This window comes from Kitasatospora sp. NPDC005751, assembly GCF_040630835.1.
Lineage (GTDB): Bacteria > Actinomycetota > Actinomycetes > Streptomycetales > Streptomycetaceae > Kitasatospora.
This window is the reverse complement of record NZ_JBEXYC010000022.1, coordinates 39,947-59,384: the sequence shown is the minus strand read 5'-3', so window position 1 is coordinate 59,384 and position 19,438 is coordinate 39,947. Positions and strand designations below refer to the sequence as shown.

Genomic DNA, 19,438 nt, shown 5'->3' with positions numbered 1-19,438 from the left:
ACAGCCACCACGCAGGGGAGTCCCCCGCTCACAGGAGGAGAAGACGATGGCGAACCTGGAGACCTCGCTCAAGGAGGCCATGGCGATCGAGGGCGCGATCGGCGTGGCCCTGGTCGACTACGGCAGCGGCATGGCGCTCGGCACCCTCGGCGAGGGCGGCGAGCTGGACCTCAACGTCGCCGCCGCCGGCAACACCGACGTGGTCCGGGCCAAGATGCGGGCCATGGAGCTGCTCAACCTCCATGACAACGAGATCGAGGACATCCTGGTCAGCCTCACCAGCCAGTACCACCTGCTCCGGCCGCTCACCATGCCGAACGGCCGGGGGCTCTTCCTGTTCCTGGCGCTCAACCGCAGCCGCGCCAACCTGGCGATGGCCCGCCACCACCTCAAGCGGATCGAGGTCGGACTGGAGATCTGACCGGGCCGGGCACCAGGAAAGGAGCGCTGTGGCGGTCGCGCTGTACCAGGCCAAGGCCGAGTTCTTCCGGATGCTCGGCCACCCCGTCCGGATCCGGGTGCTGGAGTTACTGCAGGCCGGACCGACGCCCGTCCGCGACCTGCTGGCCGAGCTGGCGATCGAACCGTCCAGCCTCTCCCAGCAACTCGCCGTGCTGCGCCGGTCCGGCATCGTCACCGCCACCCGGGAGGGCAGCACGGTGGTGTACGCGCTGTCCGGGACCGAGGTCGCCGACCTGCTGCTCACCGCCCGGCGGATCCTCACCGGGCTGATCGCCGAGCAGAGCGTCCTGCTCGCCGAACTCCGCGCCGGCGCCGACTGACGCCCGGCCCGACGGCCCCTGGACGCCACGTCACCTCACATTCCGCGGGTGATGTGTGACATTTCACATGACGCCCTACTGGTCCGGGAAGGTACCTCCCGGCGACCATCGGGCCGTGACCCTCACCGATCCCTTCCTCGACCTCAGCGCCCGCACCGGCCGCTTCGGCCACGGCGCCCCGCGCGCCATCACCCTCAGCGAGGACGGCACCCGACTGCTGCTGCTCCGCTCGGCCGGCCCGCAGGACCGGGTCGACCGGCTCCACCTCCTCGACCTCGCCACCGGCGAGGAACGCCTGGTCGCCGACCCCGCCGTGCTCGCCCCGGGCCGCGGCGGCGACCGCGACGACCTGCCCGCCGTCGAGCGGCGGCTGCGCGAACGGACCAGGCTGACCGCCGCCGGCATCGGCACCTTCGCCGCCACCGCCGACCTCGCGGTCGCCGTGTTCACCCTGGACGGGCGGCTGTTCCGCGCCGACACCACCGCCGGCACCTGCGCCGAACTCCCGGTGACCGGACCGGCCTTCGACCCGCGCCCCGACCCGGCCGGCCACCGCGTCGCCTACGTCGCCGACGACGCCCTCCACGTCACCCCGGCGCCCGCGCCGCTGAGCCCCGCCGACGGCGCCCGCTGGGGCGTCGCCGAGTTCGCCGCCGCCGAGGAGCTGGGCCGCGCCCGGGGCCACTGGTGGCGCCCGGACGGCGGCGCGCTGCTGGCCACCCGGGTGGACGAGGCCGCCCTGCCCCGGCGCTACTTCGCCGACCCGGCCCACCCGGACGAGCGGCCCGAGGACTTCGCCTACCCGCAGGCCGGCGGGCCCAACGCGGACGTCCAGCTCTGGGTCCTCGGCCTGGACGGCGCCCGGACCCGGCTGCGCTGGGACGCCGGGGCGTTCCCCTACCTCTGCGCGGCCGAGTGGGCCGGCACCGGGGAGGTCCTGCTCACCGTCGCCGACCGCCTCCAGCAGAACGTACTGCTGCTCACCGCCGACCCGGCCACCGGCACCACCCGTGAACTCTCCCGCACCACCGACGAGTTCTGGGTGGACGACCTGCCCGGCACCCCCGCCCGGCTGGACTGCGGCCGGCTGCTCACCGCCCACGACACCCCCGCCGCCCGCGGCCTGGCCGTGGACGGCGAGCCACTGGACACCACCGGCCTGCAGATCCGCCGGGTGGTCGGGCGGCTGCGCGGCAGGCTGCTCTGCGAGACCGGCCAGGGCGACCCCGCCGACCAGTACGTCCACCTGGTCGACCCGGACGGCGGCGCCCCCGAGCCGGTCAGCTCCGGCCCCGGCGTGCACTCCGCGCTGGCCGCCGCCGACACCCTGCTGCTCGTCTCGGCCGGCCCCGACGGCGTCCGCCGCCGGCTGACCGGCCCCTGGGGCGAGGCGGCGCCCACCGACCTGTCCGCCGCCCTGCCGTACCGGGTCGAACCGCGGCTCGCCCGGGTCACCGAACACGGCCTGCCCACCGCCGTGGTGTACCCGCGCGGCCATCTGCCCGGCCGACGGCTGCCCGTCCTGCTCGACGTCTACGGCGGCCCGGGCTACCAGGCGGTGGCCAACGAACCGCGCCGCTGGCAGCTCCGCCAGTGGTGGGCCGACCAGGGCTTCGCGGTGGTCACCACCGACAACCGGGGCACCCCGTTCGTCTCCCCCGCCTTCACCCGGGCGATCTTCCGCCGCTTCTCCGCGGCCGCGCTGGAGGACCAGGTCGCCGCGCTGCACGCGCTCGCCGCGGACCACCCCGACCTCGACCTGAGCCGGGTGGGCGTGCGCGGCTGGTCCTACGGCGGGTACTTCGCCGCTCTCGCCGTGCTGCGCCGCCCGGACGTCTTCCACGCCGCCTGCGCGGGCGCGCCGCCCACCGACTTCCGCCGGTACGACACCGCGTACACCGAGCGCTACCTCGACCTGCCGCAGCACAACCCCGAGGGCTACGCGGCGGACTGCCTGATCGACGACGCGCCGTCGCTCACCCGGCCACTGCTGCTGATCCACGGCCTGGCCGACGACAACGTGCACCCCTCGCACACCCTGCTGCTCTCCCGGGCGCTCACCCGGGCGGGCCGCCCGCACAGCGTGCTGCCGCTGCCGGGCGTCACCCACATGACCCCGGACGGGGTGGGCGAGCAGGTCACGGCGGCCGAACTCGCCTTCCTGCGGGGCGCCCTGGGGTAGCGGCGGCGGGGCACGCCGGGGCGTCGACGCCCCGGCGCCCGCCACCACAGGACCGTGACCGGCCGCTCCCACGGGGCGGCCGGTCGCGCATCCGGCCCGTCGCCCCCATCCCATCCCTTCCGTGTGACCCATGACATGTGAAATATTACCTGCGCTCCACCGACTGTTTCCCGACTCCACCGACTCCCCAGACCACCCACCGTCCGGAAAGGACCGGTCAGTTGCGCAAACTGTCCGCGGCACTCGCGGCCGCGCTCACCACGAGCGCGATAGCGGCCTCCCTCCTCGGCACCCCCGCCCAGGCCGCTCCCCCCTCCCCCGCCCTCACCGCGGCGGCCGCCGCCCAAGGCGCCGAGGAGGGTGGCGCCGAGGCCCCGCCCGGCCCGCTCGCCCCCCAGGAACGCGAGCGCCAGTCGCTTCGCACCAAGGCCCTGGAACAGGTCAACAAGGGCTCCGTGGCCAAGACTTCGCAGAAGCGGGCGCCCGCCCGGGTGAAGATCGGCAACGACTACGTCCAGCTCGCGCAGCAGCGCACGGACAAGGTCTTCGTGATCCTCGCCCAGTTCGGCGACCAGGTGGACAACACCACCGAGTACAACGGGCAGCCCCGCTACGGCGGCACGCCCGGCCCGCAGCACAACGCGATCCCCAAGCCGGGCAGGAGCGACAACCACACGCTCTGGTCCAAGGACTTCGACCGCGACTACTACCAGCAGCTGTTCTTCGACGACGCGCCCGGCGCGGTCTCGATGCGCAACTACTACCGCACCCAGTCCTCCGGCCGCTACGACGTCGAGGGCACGGTCAGCGACTGGGTCACCGTGCCGTACAACGAGGCCCGGTACGGCAGCAACAAGGGCCCCCAGGGGTCCGGCGCCTGGACGCAGGGGCAGGAGTTCGTCCGGGACGCGGTCAAGGCCTGGTACGACGGCGAGGTCCGCAAGGGCCGCTCCGCCGCGGACGTCAAGGCCGAGCTGGCCCAGTACGACGTCTACGACCGCTACGACCACGACAAGGACGGCGAGTTCAGCCAGCCGGACGGCTACCTGGACAACGTCATCGTGGTGCACGCGGGCGTCGACGAGACCTGGGGCGGCGGGGCGCAGGGCGCCGACGCCCTCTGGGCGCACCGCAGTTGGGCCTTCCCGGACCCGGCCGGCCAGACCGGCCCGGTGGGCAACCGGATCGGCGGAGCCCCGGTCGGCGACACCGGCCTGTACGTCTACGACTACGTGCAGGGCGGCGAGAACAGCGGCGTCGGCCTGTTCGCCCACGAGTTCGGCCACAACCTCGGCCTGCCCGACCTGTACAGCACCACCGGCGGCGACAACAGCGTCAACTTCTGGTCGCTGATGTCCTCCGGCTCGTACCTCGGCAAGGGCAAGAACACCACCGGCGGCTACCCCGGTGACCTCGACGCCTGGAGCAAGCTGCAGTTCGGCTGGCTCGACTACGACGAGGCGCAGGCCGCCACCCGCTCCAGCCACGCGCTCGGCGTCAGCGGCTACAACACCGACCAGGCCCAGGCGGTGCTGGTGCACCTGCCCGACGGCACCACCAGCACCGACCTGGCCGACCCGAACCAGGGCGCCAAGCACTGGTGGAGCGGGACGGGCGACAACCTGGACAACTCGCTGGCCCGGACGGTCGACCTGCGCCCGGTGAGCGGACCGGTCACGCTGACCGCCGCCACCTGGTACGACATCGAGCAGGACTACGACTTCCTCGCGGTCGAGGCCTCCACCGACGAGGGGAAGACCTGGAAGGCGCTCGGCGGCACCGTCGACGGCACGCCGATCGGCAACACCACCGCCAACACCCCCGGTCTGACCGGCACGTCCGGCGCCTACCGGCAGTTGTCCGTCCCGCTGGACGGCTACGCGGGGCAGCAGGTCCGGCTGCGCTTCCACGTCACCTCGGACAACAACACCCACGGCCGCGGCGTCCTGGTCGACACCGTCCGGGTCGCCGCCGGCGCCACCGAGCTCTTCGCCGACGGCGCCGAGAACGGGGCCGACGGCTGGACCGCGACCGGGTTCTCGGTGGTCACCGGCCGCACCGCGGTCACCTCGCACCCGCGCGCCTACCTGGTGGAGAACCGCCGGTACGCGGGCTACGGCGCCTTCCTGAAGACCGGCCCGTACAACTTCGGGTACACGGGCGTCGACGGCAAGAAGGACATCGTCGACACCTACCCGTACCAGGAGGGCGTGCTGGTCTGGCTCTGGGACACCGGGTACGGCGACAACAACACCAAGGACCACCCCGGCGGCGGGCTGATCCTGCCGGTCGACGCCCACCCGACGCCGATCCGGTTCGCCGACGGCACGCTGGTCAACGCCCGCGCGCAGACCTTCGACGCGACCTTCTCGCTGAAGCGGACCACCGGCTTCACCCTGCACAAGGCCGGCGTCCCGGTGCGGATCGGCGCCGAGCCGGCCGTCGCCGCCTTCAACGACCGCACCGGGGTCTACTCCGACCCCGCCACGCCGCAGCTCGGCGTGAAGGTGCCGGACACCAACACCAAGATCGAGGTCGTCCGCGAAGCCCAGGACGGCCGGATCACCACCGTCCGGGTGGGCCCGGCCTCCTGAGACCCGCCCCCGCACGCACCGCACAACAGCCGTGGCCCCCGGATCCGTCCGGGGGCCACGGCCTCGCGTCGTCCGGGGCCGGGCGCGACCGCGGGGGCGGCCGGGCTCCGCGACCCGCCGGCCGCCCGGCCCGGTCCGCACCGACCACGCCGGGCACCGCGTCCGCACCGGGCACAGCGTCCGGCCCCGCCCCCACCGGCCGGCCCCCGACGCTCCCCACCGGCCCGCGAGACCCCCGGCCCCCGACCGCAGAAGGCCCGTACCCACCAGCGGGTACGGGCCTTCGAGACGTTGGAACCCGGTCGGACGCGGCCCTCAAGAGGTTCCCCGCCGCGCCCGACCGGGGGTCGGGAGGAGGGCCCGCGGACGGGCCCCCGGGGTGCCGCCGGACCTCCCGGCCCACAGGCGGGCAGGGGTGGTCCGGCGGCCGGAGCGTCAGGCCTCCGGGAAGTGGCAGGCCGCCTGCCGGGTGCCCGGTCCGGCGATCCGCAGCAGCGGACGCTCCGTCCGGCAGAGCTCCTGGGCCTTCGGGCACCGCGGGTGGAAGCTGCACCCGGACGGCGGGTTGGCCGGGCTCGGCGGGTCGCCGAGCAGCACGATCCGCTCGCGCGCCCGCTCGGCGGCCGGGTCCGGCAGCGGCACCGCGGAGAGCAACGCCCGGGTGTAGGGGTGCGCGGCGTTGCCGTAGACCTCCGCCTTGTCGCCGATCTCGACGATCCGGCCGAGGTACATCACGGCGACCCGGTCGCAGACCCGCTTGACCACCGAGAGGTCGTGCGCGATGAAGACGTACGCCAGGCCGAGCTCGTCCTGGAGCCGCTCCATCAGATTGACCACCTGGGCCTGGATGGAGACGTCCAGCGCGGAGACCGGCTCGTCGGCGATGACCAGCCGGGGCGAGGTGGCCAGCGAGCGGGCGATGCCGATCCGCTGGGCCTGGCCGCCGGAGAACTCGTGCGGGTAGCGGTCCAGGTGCTCGGGGATCAGCCCGACCAGCTCCATCAGCTCGGCGGCCCGCTTGCGCGCCCCGGCCGCGCCGGCGCCCTGGACCAGCAGCGGCTCGGAGATGATCCGGGCCACCGTCTGGCGGGGGTTGAGCGAGGAGTACGGGTCCTGGAACACCATCTGGAGGTGCCGCCGGTGCGGGCGCAGCGCGGCCTGCGACAGGCCGCCGATCTCGGTGCCGTCGAAGGTGACGGTGCCCGCGGTGGGGTCGAGCAGCCGGACGATCATCCGCCCGGTGGTCGACTTGCCGCAGCCCGACTCCCCGACCAGGCCGAGCGTCTCGCCCTGGGCGACGTCGAAGCTCACGCCGTCGACGGCCCGGATCGGGGCGCCGGCCCGGCCGGTGCGGCTGCGCCGGCCGGGGAAGGTCTTCACCAGGTCCCGGACGGACAGCAGCGGCTCGGCGGAGCGCGGCCGGTCGGCCGTCAGCGGTCGGTCGTTCATGAGCGGGCTCCCAGCGGCACCAGCGGCAGGTGGCAGGCGGCCTGGTGGCCGGGGGCGAGCGGGCCGAACGCGGGGCGCTCGGCCAGGCAGCGGGCGTGCTCCTCGGCGGTGGCGGCGCTGGTGCGGGCGCAGCGCGGGGCGAAGGTGCAGCCGGGGGCGGGGGCGATCAGCGACGGCGGGCTGCCGGGGATGGCCCGCAGCGGGGCGTCGTCGGTGTCGTCGAGGCGGGGCAGCGAGTCGAGCAGCCCGCGGGTGTACGGGTGCGCGGGGGCGCCGAACAGCCGGTCGACCGGGGCCTGTTCGGCGGCCCGGCCGCCGTACATCACCAGCACCTCGTGGGCGACCCGGGCGACCACGCCGAGGTCGTGGGTGATCATGACGACGCCGAGGCCGCGGTCCTGTTGGATGCGGGCGATCAGGTCGAGGATCTGGGCCTGGACGGTGACGTCCAGGGCGGTGGTGGGCTCGTCGGCGATCAGCAGGTCGGGTTCGCAGGCGAGCGCCATGGCGATCATCACGCGCTGGCGCATGCCGCCGGAGAACTGGTGCGGGTACTCGTCGACCCGGCGGGCCGGCTCGGGGATGCCGACCTCGCCCAGCATCTCCACGGCCCGGGCGCGGCCGGCCCTGCGGTCGGCCCTGAAGTGCACCCGGTAGTGCTCGGCGATCTGCTCGCCGACGGTGTAGAAGGGGTGCAGGCTGGACAGCGGGTCCTGGAAGATCATGGCGATCCGCCGCCCCCGGACGGTGCCCAGCTGCCGCTCCCCCAGGCCGTTCAGCTCCTGTCCGGCCAGCCGGATCGAGCCGGTGACGGCGGCGCCGCGGTGCAGGCCCATCACGGCCAGCGAGGTGACGGACTTGCCGCTGCCGGACTCCCCGACCAGGCCGAGGGTCTGCCCGGACGCGACGGTGAAGGAGATGCCGTCGACGGCCCGGACGGTGCCGCGCGGGGTGTCGAAGGAGACGGCGAGATCCTCGACCTCCAACAGTGCCATCAGTACCTCACTCTCGGGTCGACGTAGGCGTAGAGCAGGTCGACCAGCAGGTTCGCCGCGACGATGAAGAAGGCCGCGAGCAGGGTGACGCCGAGGATGACGGGCTGGTCGGAGCGGATCAGCCCGTCGTAGAAGAGCCGGCCGACCCCGGGCAGACCGAAGATCGACTCCGTGATGACGGCGCCCGCGAGCAGTCCGCCGAGGTCCATCCCGAAGATGGTGAGGATGGGCGTCATCCCGGAGCGCAGCCCGTGCTTGACCGTCACGGTGAGCGCGGGCAGGCCCTTGGCGCGGGCGGTGCGGATGTACGGCTCGGCCATCGTCTCGATCATCGAGTTGCGGCTCTGCCGGGCGTACATGGCCGCGTAGAGCAGGGCCAGCGCGATCCAGGGGAGCAGCAGGTTGGAGGCCCAGCCGAACGGGTCCTCGGTGAGCGCGTGGTAGGACGGGTAGGGCAGCAGGCCGGCGGTCCGCACGACGCCCCAGATCAGCATGATCGAGGTGAAGTAGACCGGCAGCGAGGCGGTTCCGACCGACAGCACCATCAGGGTGCGGTCGGTGAGGCCGCCCTTGCGCAGGGCCGAGGTGATGCCGGCGCCGAGGCCGAGGACCAGCCAGAGCGCCGCCGCGCCGAAGGCGAGCGAGACGGAGACCGGCAGGCGGTCGGTGAGCAGGTCCCAGACCGGCAGCCCGTACTCGTAGGAGTAGCCCAGGCAGGGGAAGCCGCAGTGCACGGCACTGGGGCCGCTGCCGTAGTCGCGGCCGGCGAAGATGCCGCCCAGGTAGCTGCCGAACTGGTCCCAGACCGGCGCGTCCAGGCCCATCGCCGCCTTGACGGCGGCGAGCCGCTCGGGGCTGCAGGTCTTGCCGCAGGCGGCCGCGGCCGGGTCGTTGGGCAGCAGGTAGAAGATGGTGAAGGTGATGGCGCAGATGGCGAGCATGATGCCCGCGACGCCGATCAGCCGGCGGCCGAGGTAGATGATCACGACCGGCCTCCCCGGGGGTCGAGGATGTCGCGCAGCGCGTCACCGAGCAGGGTGAAGGCGAGCACCGCGATGAAGAGGAAGACCGTCGGGATGAGGAAGTAGGTCGGATCGGTCTCGTAGTGGAGGATGCTCTCGGCGATCATCTGGCCCCAGGACGCGGTGGGCGGGCGGACGCCGACGCCGAGGTAGCTGAGGGCGGCCTCGGTGGCGATCATGCCGGGGATCAGCAGCGTGGTGTAGGCGATGATCGGGCCGGAGACGTTCGGCAGGATCTCCCGGGTGAGGATGCGCCAGGAGCGCGCGCCGCCGACCTTGGCCGCCTCGACGTACTCGCGGTGCTTGAGCGAGAGGGTCTGGCCGCGGACCACCCGGGCGATGCCGGGCCAGCCGAACAGGCCGATCACCAGGGTCATCAGCAGGATCCGGTTGACGTCCTTGGCCACCGACATCATGGCGATCATGAAGATCAGCGAGGGGAAGGACATCGTGAGGTCCATCAGCCGGGAGAGCGCCGCGTCGACGCGGCCGCCGAAGTAGCCGGCCACGATCCCGGCCAGGGTGCCGGCGATCACGACCAGCGCGGTGGCGGTGAACGCGATCAGCAGGGAGACCTGCCCGCCGTGCAGCACGCGGGCGAACAGGTCGCGGCCCGAGCCGGGTTCGACGCCGAGCCAGTGCCGGGTGCCGATCCCGCCGAAGGCGCCGATCGGCGTGCCGCCCATGTAGGGGTCGATGGCGCGCTTGTCGAACTCCTCGGGGGTCCAGCCGCCGAGCGAGCTCAACGGGCCGGCCAGGGCCGCCGCCAGGACCAGCACGGCGACGGTGATCAGGCCGAACCGGGCCGAGCCCTGGGCCCACAGCCGCTCCCCGACGAGCCGCCAGGGCCCGCGCCCGGCGGCCTTCGCGGGGCCCGCCGCCGTGTCCTCCACGGCGGCGGGGTCAGTGGTAGTACTCATCGCTGACGTTCCCTCAGCCCTGGCTCTTCGCGGGGTCCTTGAGGCCGACCACAGCCATGTCGATCATGCCGGCGTAGCCGGAGTTGCCGAACGCGCCGGCCACGTTGGTGCCGACCAGCAGCGGGCGGCGCTGCCACATCAGCGGCACGGCGGGGGCCTTCTTCACCAGGTCCTCGTCCAGCTGCTTCCAGGCGGCGTTGGCCTCGGCCAGGTCGGTCATGGCCGCGATCTGGTCCATCCGGTCCATCGTGGCCTGGTCCCGGAACTGGCTGTAGTTGCCCTGGTTGCCCTTCTCCTTGATGGTGCGGCCGTCGAAGAGGAAGGGCAGGAAGGTCGCGGCGGACGGGTAGTCCGGGCACCAGCCGTTGATGGTCAGCTCGGGGGCGTTCTTGGTGTCGCCGACGGTGTCCGAGAAGGCCGACGCGTCCACGGTGTTGACGGTGACCTGGACGCCGGCCTTGGCCAGCGACTGCTGGAGCGCCTCGCCGCGGCTCTTGTCACCGATGGACACGAGGAGCGAGACCTTGAGGTCGGTCTTGCCCGCCGCCTTGAGCAGGTCCTTGGCCTTCTCCGGGTCACCGGCGGCCGGGATCTTCAGCGGATCGGCCTTGGCCCCGGCGGTCAGCGAGGGCGGCAGGAAGGAGGTCGCGACGTCCGCCATCGCCGGGCCGCCGAAAGCGGTGACCTGGGCCTCGCGGTCGACCGCGTACATCATCGCCTCGCGCACCTTCGGGTCGTCGAAGGGCGCCTTGGCGGTGTTCAGGTACAGCATGTCGGTGCAGCCGGTCTGCTCGGCCACCATGCGGGCCTTGACGTCCGCCTTGGGCAGCACCTTCGAGACGGACTCGTGCTGCATCCACGGCATCTCGATGGTGGAGGCGTCGGCGCCGTCACTCGCGATGACCCGGTCGTCGGCCTGACCGCCCTTGAGGCCCTGGGTGACCACGATCTTGTCCGGGTACGCCTTGCGGACCGTGTCGGAGGCCTGGTCCCAGTTGGTGTTGCGGACCAGCACGAGCTGCTTCCCGCGGTCGTAGGAGGCGATCTTGTACGGGCCGGAGGAGAACGGCCGCGCGTCGTACAGGGGGCCCTTCTCCTGCGACTGCGGCACGGGCGAGAAGGTCGGCAGGGTGGCGGTGTACGAGAACTCGGCGACCGGGCGCTTCAGGTGGAAGACGATGGTCTTGTCGTCCGGCGTCTCGATGCTGGGCAGGTGCTCGCCGTTCAGCGGGCCCTTGTAGTTCTCGCCGCCGGCCAGGTACTGGATGGCGTAGTCGGGGCCACCGGTGAGGTCCGGGGCGAAGGACCGCTCGACGTTGTACTTGACGTCGGCGGACTTGATCGGGCTGCCGTCCTCGTACTTGAGGCCGTCGCGCAGGGTGAAGGTCCAGGTCTTGCCCCCGTCGGAGGACTTGCCGAGGTCGGTGGCGAGGTCCGGGACGATCTCGCTGCCGGCGCTGCCCGGCTCGGACTTGAAGGTGACCAGCGTGCGGTAGATCAGCCGGGTCCCGAAGTCCATGTGCGGCAGCACCCAGTTGCGGGCCGGGTCGAGGTGCGCGAAGTCCTGGTTGGTCAGCACGGTGAGCGTGCCGCCCTTGACCGGGGAGCCGCCGACGATGGAGCCGGCCGCCGCGCCCGGGCCCTTGGTTCCGGCGGCCGTGGTGTCACCGGCGGTGTCGCTCTTGTCGTTCTTGCAGGCCCCGAGGCCGAGGGTGAGTGTCGCCGCGATGGCCGCCGCGAGGGCGGCGTGGGTGCGCCTGTTCATGTGCAACTCCGCAGTGGGGGGCCGCCGTTGATGGCCCGTCGTCCGACCCCGGAGGTGATCCGGGGATCGACCGGGAGGGCGCCTCGACAGGTCTGGCCGCTCCGCGGTGTGACCCGTAACATAGTAATGTGAAATTGCACTGCACAAGAGATGACGCGTCCCGTTATCGAGCTGTGTCCGTGCCACCCCGCCGCCCCGTAGAGGAGACCCCCCGGTGACCCTCCGTCAGACCGGTCTCAACACCAGCAGCCACGACCTGCCGACCTCCCCCGCCCTGGAGGCCTACATGGCCACCGCCTGGGCCCCCACCCCGCTCACCGACGACCGGCGCGTCCCCGGGTACGCCGCCATGCCCGGCCGCCGCGCCCGGCTCTCCGCCGCCTTCCCCGGCGAACGCCTGATCGTCCCGGCCGGCGAGCTCAAGGTGCGCAGCAACGACGACGACTACCGGTTCCGCCCGCACAGCGCCTACGCCTGGCTCACCGGCCTCACCGGCGAGGACCAGCCCGGCCACATCCTCGTCCTGGAGCCCGCCGGCCCCGAGGGCCACGAGCCCGTCCTCTACCTGCGCCCCCGCTCACCGCGCGGCGGCGACTCCGCCCGCGGCGGCGAGTTCTACCGCGACCGCCGCTACGGCGAGTTCTGGGTCGGCCGCCGCCCCGACCTCGCCGAGGCCACCCGCCTCACCGGCCTGCGCACCGAGCACCTCGACGACCTCGACAAGCTGCTCACCGGACCGCAGCCCGCCACCCGCGTGCTGGCCGGCGTCGACACCGCCCTGGACGCCGCCACCGACCGGCCCGGCTCACCCGCCCGGCGCGCGGACGACGCCGCCCTCGCCTCGGTGCTGTCCGAGCTGCGCCTGGTCAAGGACGCCTGGGAGGTCGAACAGCTCCAGCTCTCCGTCGACCACACCGTGCTCGGCTTCCAGGACGTCGTCCGCGCCCTCCCTGCCGCCCTGCGCCACCCGCGCGGCGAGCGCTGGATCGAGGGGATCTTCAACCTGCGCGCCCGCGCCGAGGGCAACGGCACCGGCTACGACACCATCGCCGCGTCGGGCGCCCACGCCTGCGTCCTGCACTGGATCCGCAACGACGGCGCGCTCGACCCGAACGCCCTGCTGCTGCTCGACGCCGGCGTCGAGACCGACACCCTGTACACCGCCGACATCACCCGCACCCTTCCGCTGAGCGGCACCTTCAGCCCCGCCCAGCGCCAGGCCTACGACCTGGTACTGGCCGCCCAGGACGCCGGCATCGCAGCGCTGCGCCCCGGCGCGCGGTTCCGCGACTTCCACCTCGCCGCGATGCGGGTCTTCGCCGAGGGCCTCGCCGACTGGGGCGTACTGCGGATCCCCGCCGAGCAGGCCCTCGCCGAGGACAGCGGCCTCTACCGCCGCTACACCCTCTGCAGCAGCGGCCACATGCTCGGCCTGGACGTGCACGACTGCGCCAAGGCCCGCGCCGACACCTACCTCGACGGCGTCCTGGAGGAGGGCCACGTCCTCACCGTGGAGCCCGGCCTCTACCTCCAGCCCGACGACGAGACCCTCCCGCTGGAACTGCGCGGGCTCGGCATCCGCCTGGAGGACGACCTCGTCATCACCGCCGACGGCGCCCGGCTGATGTCCGACGCACTCCCCCGCACCGCCACCGCCGTCGAAGCCTGGATGGCCGAACTGCTCGCCTGACCACCACCGCGCCACGGGCAGGGGGCCGGCTCAGGCCACCTTGATCGTCCGGTCCCCCTGCCGCACGGTGACCTCCACCTCGCCGCCGATCGCCGCCGCGTAGGCCCGCAGGTCGTCCAGGCTGTCCACCTGCCCGTGCTCGATCCGCGACACCCGCGCCTGGCTCACCCCGAGCAGCCCCGCCACCTCCTTCTGCGTCAGCCCCACCTTCCGCCGCAGCTCCGCCAGCTCGTGACCACGGATCCGCGCCAACGACTCCTGCCGCATCCGCGCCCGCATCCGCGCCCGCTCCGCCTCCGCCTCCGGCGTCGCCGGCGCGGGGAACCGCTCCAGGACTCTGCCCTCACCTCGGTCCAGCTACGACCCTTCATGCGCGCGCTCCCTCACCGGCCCATTCCCCCACACCGGCCCGGCCGTAGCGCGGCTCCGCCGTCCCGCCACCTCGCGGGGGATGACACCGCCGATCCCTCGCGCCCCCGGTGTGCGCCCGGTGGGGCGAGTGGCCGTCCGCCTCAGCTCCGGGCCGCCCGCCACAGCTCGCCGACGATCTCCGCGGCCGGGCCGCCGCGGGCCGCGCGGTGGCCGGTGCCGGCCCACAGGTGCATCGCCGCGGTGTCCGCCCGGGCGGCAGCCGCCGCCCGCAGCGGCTGGGTGAGGTGGTGCACCTCCGGGTAGGCGGCCGGGGCGTACGGCTCGTACCGGTCGATGAACGCGTTGCGCAGCCCGCGCGCCGGGCGGCCGGTGAACGCGCGCGTCACCACCGTCTCCGGGAGTTCGGTCAGCGCGGCCCGGTGCGCCGCGTTCGCCCCGGACTCGTCCGCGCGCAGCAGCGCCGTCCCCACCTGGACGGCCACCGCCCCGGCCCGCAGCGCGGCCGCGACCGCCGGGCCGTCGGCCAGCCCGCCCGCCGCGATCAGCGGCAGCGCCGTCACCGCGCCCACGGCGGGCAGCAGTCGGAGCAGCGGGACGTCCCCCGGCCGGTCCGCCACGCCGTGCGTGGCCCGGTGGCCGCCCGCCTCCGGACCCTGCACGCAGAGGGCGTCCACCCCGACCGCCTCGGCGCGCCGCGCCTCCTGCGGCGTGGTCACGGTGGCGACCTGGTGGATCCCGGCCGCCCGCAGCGCCCGCGCCTCCTCGGGCGAGGGCAGCCCGAAGGTGTACGACACCACGGGGACGGCCGGCGTCCCGGCCAGCAGTGCGGCGATCTTGGCGTCCCAGTCGTCGCGGTCCGGCGCGATCTCCTCCGGCAGGCGGACATCCAGGCGCCGCGCCTCCGGCAGCAGCCGCGCGCGGTAGGCGGCGACGGCCTGCGGATCGCCGGGCGCGGCGGGCACGAAGAGGTTCACGCCGAACGGCCGGTCGGTCAACTCGCGGACCCGGTCGATCTGTTCGACCATCGCGGTGGCGCTCCGGTACCCGGCGGCGAGGAACCCCAGCCCCCCGGCCGCGTTCACCGCGGCGACCAGCTCCGGGGTGGTCGCCCCGCCCGCCATGGGCGCGGCGATGACGGGCACGGCGAGTTCGTCGAGGCGGACGGCCATTCCGGGTTCCTCCACTGCGCGTGACGGCTTCGGGCTCCGCCCAACCCTACGCCCGCGGCCCTCAGGCCCCCCGGCGGATCAGCCCCCGCGCCCGTGCCTCGCGGACCGCCGCCGTCCGCGAGTCCACCCCCAACTTGGCGTAGACGTGCACCAGGTGGGACTTCACCGTGGCCTGGCTCAGATGCAGCCGCTGGCTGATCCCCTGGTTGGTCAGCCCGTCCGCGACCAGTCCCAGCACCTCCGTCTCCCGCGCGCTCAGCGCCGCCGACGGCGTCCGCATCCGCTCCAGGAGCCGGTCCGCCACCGCCGCCGCCAGCGCCGTCCGCCCCTGCGCGGCCGAGCGGACGGCCCGGGCCAGCTCCTCCGGCGGCGCGTCCTTCAGCAGGTACCCGGTGGCCCCGGCCTCCAGCGCGGGCAGGGTGTCCGCGTCGCTGTCGTAGGTGGTGACGATCAGCACCCGGGGCGCCGCCGCCCGGGCCGTGATCGCGGCGGTGGCCTGGGCGCCGTTCATCGCCGAGCCCGGCCCGAACTGCAGGTCCATCAGCACGACGTCCACCTCGACCTCCGCCGCCAGCTGCACGGCCCGTTCGGCGGTGGCGGCCTCGGCGACGACGACGAAGTCCCGCTCGCTCTCCAGGACGGCCCGCAGCCCGGCCCGGACCACCGGGTGGTCGTCGGCGAGCAGCAGGCGGATCACGGCGTCGGTCACGGGGAGTCCTCGGTGGCGGGGGCGACGGGCAGCAGTACGGCGAGCGCCGTCCCCTCTCCCGGGGCGGACTCCACGGCGAAGGTACCGCCCAGCGCCCGCGCCCTGGCCCGCATGGACGGCAGGCCGAAGCCGCCGTCCCCGCCGGCGTCGGCGGCTGCCCGCGCCGGGTCGAAACCCGCCCCGTCGTCGAACACGTCCAGCGCGACCTCGCCCTCCATGTAGCTGAGCGTCACCTCGGCGTGCGAGGCCTTCGCGTGCCGCACCGTGTTGCCCAGGGCGGACTGCGCGATCCGCAGCAGCGCGACCTCGTGCGGCACCGGCAGCCGCACCGGGTCGCCCGAGACGTGCAGCCGGACGGGCAGGCCGGCGTGCGCGGTCGTGGTGGCGCAGAGCCGTTCGAGGGCGCCGGCCAGCGAGCCGCTCTCCAGATCGGGCGGGGTCAGCGCGCGGACGAAGCGGCGGGCCTCGGCGAGGTTGTCCTGGGCCGCCCGACGGGCCTGTTCGACGTAGTCGGCGGCGGCCTCGGTCCGGTCGGGCAGGGCCCGCTGGGCGGCCCGCAGCAGCAGCTGGATGCTGGACAGGCTCTGGGCGAGGGTGTCGTGGATCTCCCGGGCCAGCCGTTCGCGCTCGGCCAGCACACCGGCGGTGTGGTGGGCGGCGTCGAGGCCGGCCCGGGCGGCGGTGAGCTCGTCGATCAGCCGGCGGCGCTCCTCGCTCTCCCGGTAGAGCGCCTGGTAGCCGAAGACGGTGACGACGGCGACGGCCGCACCGAGCGTGGGCCCGATCGCCGCGGCGAAGCCGACGGTGTGCTGGTGCCAGGACCACGCGACGACCGCGGTGACGGCGGTGACGGCGACGGCCACCAGCCCGCCCCGGCGGCCGAGCAGGTGCAGCTCCAGGAAGTACAGCGGGAAGGCGAGCCAGACGCCGTCCTGGGTGGTGGTCAGCACTCCCACCCAGGTCACACCGAGCACGGCCAGCCAGAGGACGGTGGACCACCGCGACCGCCGGACGGCCCCGACCAGCGGCCCGGCCGCGTACACCGCGGCCATCGCGGTACCGGCGGCGACGACGGCCGCCGGCTCGGCGCCGCGGCCGACCACGGCACGGGCCACGGCGAGTGCGAGCAGGCCCGCCACCAGCAGGTGCAGGCAGACCTGGAGCACGCGGGCGACGGGGGTGGTTCGAGGTCGTTCGGTCGCCATCCGTCCAGCCTAGGGTCCGTGCCGCCCGGACGGATCAATCAAAAGGTTGAACTCCGCCTCTCCCCTTCGATGCCGAGGTTCCAATCCCGCGCGCGATGCCCCACGGCCCCCTTCCGCGGGACGGTGGTGAGCGTCGCCGCCGCTGCGCAAGCCGCGGCGGACCCGAGGAAGAGGAGAGCCCGGACGTGTTCGTCGCCTGGAGGGACCTGCGGTTCGCGAAGGGGCGGTTCGCCCTGATGGGAACCGTCGTCGTACTGATCACCGTACTGGTCGGCCTGCTGTCCGGCCTGACGGCCGGGCTCGGCCGGCAGAACGTCTCGGCGATCACCGGCCTGCCCGCCGACCACCTCGCCTTCGCCGTCCCCGCCGACGGGCAGCGGCTCTCCTTCACCGACTCCCAGGTCACCCCCGAGCAGTGGCAGGGCTGGGCGCGGGCCCCCGGGGTCACGGCCGCGCAACCGCTCGGGATCACCACCACCAAGGCCGCCGCCGGGCAGCGCACCACCGCGCTCTCCGCCTTCGGCGTACCGGACGGCTCGCCGCTGGCCCCCCGGGGCGATGCGGTCGGCCCCGGCCGGGCCGTGCTGTCGCAGGCCGCCGCCGAGGAGCTCGGCGGTCTGCGTCCCGGCGCGGCCTTCACCCTGGCGGGCCGCCCGCTCCAGGTCGCGGCGGTGGCCGGCGACGCCTCCTTCAGCCACACCCCGGTCGTCTGGACCAGCCTCACCGACTGGCAGGCGGTCGCCCCGGGCGGCGCCGGGCACGCCACGGTGATCGCCCTGACCACGGCCCCCGGCGCGGACCTCGGCACGGCGGACGCCCGGTACGGCACCGAGACCCGGAGCCGGGCGGACGCGCTCGCCGCGATCGGCTCCTACACCTCGGAGAACGGCTCGCTGCAACTGATGCGCGGCTTCCTGTTCGCCATCTCGGCGCTGGTGATCGGCGCCTTCTTCACCGTCTGGACGATCCAGCGCAGCGGCGACGTCGCGGTGCTGAAGGCACTCGGCGCCTCCACCCGCTACCTGCTCACGGACGCGCTCGGCCAGGCGGTTCTGCTGCTGGTGCTGGGCACGGCCGCCGGCACCGCGATCGCGGTCGGGGCCGGCACCCTGCTCGGCTCGGCGGTGCCGTTCGTCCTGGACGCCCCGACCGTCCTCGTCCCGGCCGTCGTGATGATCGCGCTCGGCGCGGTCGGCGCGGCCCTGTCCATCCGCCGGATCACCTCCGTCGACCCGCTGACCGCCCTGGGGAGTGCCCGATGAGCCTGCACCTCGACCGCGTGACCCTCACCTACCCGGACGGCGAGGGCCGGCTGACCGCGCTGGACGACGTCTCGCTGACCGTGCCGAAGGGCTCGATCACCGCGGTGGTCGGCCCGTCCGGCTCCGGCAAGTCCAGCCTGCTGGCGGTCGCCGCCACGCTGACCGCCCCGGACACCGGCCGGGTGGTGGTGGACGGCGTCGAGACCACCGGACTGAACCGCGCCGAGCTGACGGCGCTGCGTCGCGGCCGGATCGGCGTCGTCTTCCAGCAGGCCAACCTGCTGCCCTCGCTCACCGCCGCCGAACAGCTCCAGGTGATGGCCCACCTCGACGGCCGCTCCCCGCGCGGCGCCCTCCCCCGCGCGCTGGAGCTCCTGGCCGCCGTCGGACTGCGCGACCAGGCGGCGCGCCGACCGCACCAGCTCTCCGGCGGTCAGCGCCAGCGCGTCAACATCGCCCGCGCCCTGATGAACGACCCGACGGTGCTGCTGGTCGACGAGCCCACCAGCGCGCTGGACCACGAGCGCGGCGCCGCCGTGATCGACCTGATCACCGAACTCACCCACCGCCGCGCCACCGCCACCGTGCTGGTCACCCACGACCGGGCCCACCTCACGGCCGTCGACCGCGTCGCCGAGGTCCATGACGGCCGGCTCACGGTGCCGGCGGCGGTGTGAGCTACTTCTGGGGCCCCAGCATCCCGTCCACCGAGAAGGTCACCGCCGCCCCGATCGACCCCGGCAGCGTGAACGACTGCCCGGGACGGTGGACGGCGTGCACCCGGTACTCGCCGTCCCGCGGGTCGGTCAGCACCAATACCCGCCCGTTCGTCCGGTCGACGATCACATAGACGGGGATGCCTGCGGACGCGTAGGCGGAAGGCTTCTTCTTCAGATCGTCACTCAGGTTCGAGGAGGTGACCTCCAGCACGAGCCGGAAGACCCCGGGGTCGTAGCTGTTGCGATCGACCAGATGGTCGGCGTAGTCCGCGTCGACCACAGACAGATCGGGGATGGCGAAGTCAGACGGACCGTCCGGCAGCCAGAGGCCCATCCCCTGGATGACGCGGGTCGTCTCCCCGTGAAGGCCCGCCAGGAGGAGCGGAATGCTGATGCTCGTCAGGGCATCGCCGTGCTGGCCATTGGGCGGCGGCGTCACTGTGATCTGACCCCCGATGATCTCGACTCGGTGCCCCACCAGCTGATTGGAGATCAGCTCAGCGGCTTCGAGCAGCGTCAGCTGCTCACCGGGTTCTTCCACTGTTGCGGCGGACATGGAGTTCCTCCTGACTGCCGAATGTCGAGAACATCATCGTAGAGCGC

17 protein-coding genes are annotated in these 19,438 nt (G+C 73.8%); 7 read left to right on the top strand and 10 right to left on the bottom strand.

What is annotated here, in order from left to right; all coding sequences use genetic code 11:
- Nucleotides 1–46 precede the first annotated feature (46 nt).
- The 4 genes from ABZ497_RS20820 to ABZ497_RS20805 all read left to right on the top strand — a co-directional run bounded on the left by ABZ497_RS20820 (nucleotide 47) and on the right by ABZ497_RS20805 (nucleotide 5,558).
- A complete protein-coding gene (locus tag ABZ497_RS20820) occupies nucleotides 47–421 on the top strand; it encodes a hypothetical protein (RefSeq protein WP_329486893.1) in 375 nt (124 codons plus the stop codon).
- A gap of 28 nt (nucleotides 422–449) precedes the next feature.
- A complete protein-coding gene (locus ABZ497_RS20815) occupies nucleotides 450–782 on the top strand; it encodes a metalloregulator ArsR/SmtB family transcription factor (protein ID WP_329486894.1) in 333 nt (110 codons plus the stop codon).
- 115 nt (nucleotides 783–897) lie between these two features.
- Nucleotides 898–2,964, top strand: a complete 2,067-nt coding sequence (locus ABZ497_RS20810; protein WP_359807256.1) for a prolyl oligopeptidase family serine peptidase — start codon at nucleotides 898–900, stop codon at nucleotides 2,962–2,964.
- A 221-nt stretch (nucleotides 2,965–3,185) separates the two neighbouring features.
- The gene (locus tag ABZ497_RS20805) at nucleotides 3,186–5,558 is read left to right on the top strand and encodes an immune inhibitor A domain-containing protein (protein WP_359807254.1); all 2,373 of its coding nucleotides are present in this window, start codon (nucleotides 3,186–3,188) and stop codon (nucleotides 5,556–5,558) included.
- Between the two features lie 435 nt (nucleotides 5,559–5,993).
- On the opposite strand, the gene ABZ497_RS20800 is transcribed toward ABZ497_RS20805, so the two are convergent.
- From ABZ497_RS20800 to ABZ497_RS20780, 5 genes are read right to left on the bottom strand one after another with little or no spacing between them, the layout of a single operon-like run.
- On the bottom strand, nucleotides 5,994–7,007 hold the full coding sequence (locus ABZ497_RS20800) for an oligopeptide/dipeptide ABC transporter ATP-binding protein (RefSeq protein ID WP_329486897.1): 1,014 nt from the start codon (nucleotides 7,005–7,007) through the stop codon (nucleotides 5,994–5,996).
- Nucleotides 7,004–8,002 (bottom strand): ABC transporter ATP-binding protein, encoded by a 999-nt coding sequence (locus ABZ497_RS20795; RefSeq protein WP_329486899.1) that lies wholly within the window; start codon nucleotides 8,000–8,002, stop codon nucleotides 7,004–7,006. Before ABZ497_RS20795 ends, ABZ497_RS20800 begins: the two co-directional genes overlap by 4 nt.
- Nucleotides 8,002–8,988, bottom strand: a complete 987-nt coding sequence (locus ABZ497_RS20790; RefSeq protein WP_329486900.1) for an ABC transporter permease — start codon at nucleotides 8,986–8,988, stop codon at nucleotides 8,002–8,004. Before ABZ497_RS20790 ends, ABZ497_RS20795 begins: the two co-directional genes overlap by 1 nt.
- Nucleotides 8,985–9,944 carry an ABC transporter permease gene (locus ABZ497_RS20785; protein WP_329486901.1) on the bottom strand — a complete coding sequence of 320 codons (960 nt, stop codon included), beginning with the start codon at nucleotides 9,942–9,944 and terminating at the stop codon, nucleotides 8,985–8,987. Before ABZ497_RS20785 ends, ABZ497_RS20790 begins: the two co-directional genes overlap by 4 nt.
- 13 nt (nucleotides 9,945–9,957) lie before the next feature.
- Entirely contained in the window at nucleotides 9,958–11,709 is a 1,752-nt protein-coding gene (locus tag ABZ497_RS20780; RefSeq protein ID WP_359807249.1) for an ABC transporter substrate-binding protein, read from the bottom strand.
- A 214-nt stretch (nucleotides 11,710–11,923) separates the two neighbouring features.
- On the opposite strand from ABZ497_RS20780, the gene ABZ497_RS20775 reads away from it, so the two are divergent.
- A complete protein-coding gene (locus ABZ497_RS20775; RefSeq protein ID WP_359807246.1) occupies nucleotides 11,924–13,399 on the top strand; it encodes an aminopeptidase P family protein in 1,476 nt (491 codons plus the stop codon).
- Nucleotides 13,400–13,429: 30 nt separating this feature from the next.
- Here ABZ497_RS20775 and ABZ497_RS20770 read toward each other — a convergent pair whose 3' ends face one another.
- From ABZ497_RS20770 to ABZ497_RS20755, 4 genes are all read right to left on the bottom strand, one after another.
- Nucleotides 13,430–13,678 (bottom strand): helix-turn-helix transcriptional regulator, encoded by a 249-nt coding sequence (locus ABZ497_RS20770; RefSeq protein WP_359807243.1) that lies wholly within the window; start codon nucleotides 13,676–13,678, stop codon nucleotides 13,430–13,432.
- Nucleotides 13,679–13,911: 233 nt separating this feature from the next.
- The gene (locus tag ABZ497_RS20765; protein ID WP_359807240.1) at nucleotides 13,912–14,940 is read right to left on the bottom strand and encodes a nitronate monooxygenase; all 1,029 of its coding nucleotides are present in this window, start codon (nucleotides 14,938–14,940) and stop codon (nucleotides 13,912–13,914) included.
- 61 nt (nucleotides 14,941–15,001) lie between these two features.
- Nucleotides 15,002–15,649, bottom strand: coding sequence for a response regulator transcription factor (locus tag ABZ497_RS20760; RefSeq protein ID WP_359807237.1), 648 nt, complete (start codon nucleotides 15,647–15,649; stop codon nucleotides 15,002–15,004).
- Nucleotides 15,646–16,854: a sensor histidine kinase gene (locus ABZ497_RS20755; protein ID WP_359807234.1), complete on the bottom strand. Its 1,209-nt coding sequence runs from the start codon at nucleotides 16,852–16,854 to the stop codon at nucleotides 15,646–15,648. Before ABZ497_RS20755 ends, ABZ497_RS20760 begins: the two co-directional genes overlap by 4 nt.
- A gap of 185 nt (nucleotides 16,855–17,039) precedes the next feature.
- Between ABZ497_RS20755 and ABZ497_RS20750 the strand changes: the two genes are divergently transcribed.
- On the top strand, nucleotides 17,040–18,116 hold the full coding sequence (locus ABZ497_RS20750; protein WP_359807231.1) for an ABC transporter permease: 1,077 nt from the start codon (nucleotides 17,040–17,042) through the stop codon (nucleotides 18,114–18,116).
- A complete protein-coding gene (locus tag ABZ497_RS20745; protein WP_359807228.1) occupies nucleotides 18,113–18,793 on the top strand; it encodes an ABC transporter ATP-binding protein in 681 nt (226 codons plus the stop codon). Before ABZ497_RS20750 ends, ABZ497_RS20745 begins: the two co-directional genes overlap by 4 nt.
- 1 nt (nucleotide 18,794) lies before the next feature.
- Here ABZ497_RS20745 and ABZ497_RS20740 read toward each other — a convergent pair whose 3' ends face one another.
- Entirely contained in the window at nucleotides 18,795–19,391 is a 597-nt protein-coding gene (locus ABZ497_RS20740) for a Uma2 family endonuclease (RefSeq protein ID WP_359807225.1), read from the bottom strand.
- Nucleotides 19,392–19,438 lie beyond the last annotated feature (47 nt).